The organism is Agrobacterium sp. CCNWLW155 (genome assembly GCF_036888815.1).
GTDB lineage: Bacteria > Pseudomonadota > Alphaproteobacteria > Rhizobiales > Rhizobiaceae > Agrobacterium > Agrobacterium radiobacter.
Genome location: NZ_JBAKFW010000059.1, coordinates 1 through 1,048, shown reverse-complemented (window position 1 = coordinate 1,048; position 1,048 = coordinate 1). Strand labels below are relative to the sequence as shown.

1 pseudogene is annotated in these 1,048 nt (G+C 59.2%); it reads left to right on the top strand.

The features are described from left to right. Positions 1 to 992, top strand: a pseudogene (locus V6S97_RS29100) (IS3 family transposase); the annotation flags it as partial. Positions 993 to 1,048: the final 56 nt, after the last annotated feature.

Below are 1,048 nucleotides of genomic sequence, written 5' to 3'. Positions count from 1 at the left end.
CTTGAGGGGGCGACAGGCGTTTTCGGCGATGAAACCAAGACGGAGCCGGCGGGTCCAACCGTCGATGTCAAAACGCTGCATGCCAAGATCGGCGAGCTGACACTGGAGAACGATTTTTTATCCGGTGCGCTCGGCAAGGCGGGATTGCTGGGCGGAAAGAAATGATCGACCGCGCACACAAACTGTCGGTCGCACGCTAGGCGAAGCTTCTCGGCTTCAGCCGTGGAAGCGTCTATCATCTGCCTCGTCCAGTGTCCGACGGCGATCTGGCCTTGATGCGGCGGATCGACGAACTGCACCTCGACTACCCGTTCGCGGGAAGTCGGATGTTGCAAGGGCTCTTGAGAGGAGAAGGGCTGGAGGCTGGGCGGCTGCACGTCGCCACGCTGATGAAGAAGATGGGCATCGAGGCGATCTATCGTCGCCCGAACACATCGAAACCGGCACCCGGGCACAAAATCTATCCCTACCTCCTGCGAAAGCTGGCGGTCACCCGACCCAACCAGGTCTGGGCGATGGATCTGACCTACATTCCCATGGCGCGGGGCTTCGTCTATCTCTGTGCCGTCGTCGACTGGTTCAGCCGGAAGGTCCTGTCATGGCGGCTGTCGATCACGATGGAAGCGGCCTTCTGCATCGAAGCGGTCGAGGAAGCGCTCGCCCGCTATGGCAAGCCCGACATCTTCAACACGGATCAGGGCTCGCAGTTCACCTCGATGGACTTCACGGCGCTGCTGAAGAAGGCGGAAATCGCCATCTCGATGGATGGCAAGGGCGCTTGGCGGGACAATGTCTTCGTTGAACGCCTCTGGCGGTCGATCAAATATGAGGAGGTCTACCTCCACGCCTACAAGACCGTGTCGGAGGCCCGCATCGGCATTGGCCGATATCTGACTTTTTACAATAGCCGACGCCCACATTCATCCCTTGACCGGCAGACGCCGGATCAGGCCTACTTCAACGCGCTGGCACCAATGATGGTGGCAGCATAATCGAGGCGGAAATCCACTTAACAAAACGCCCGAAACTGTTCAGACAAACCGAGCCA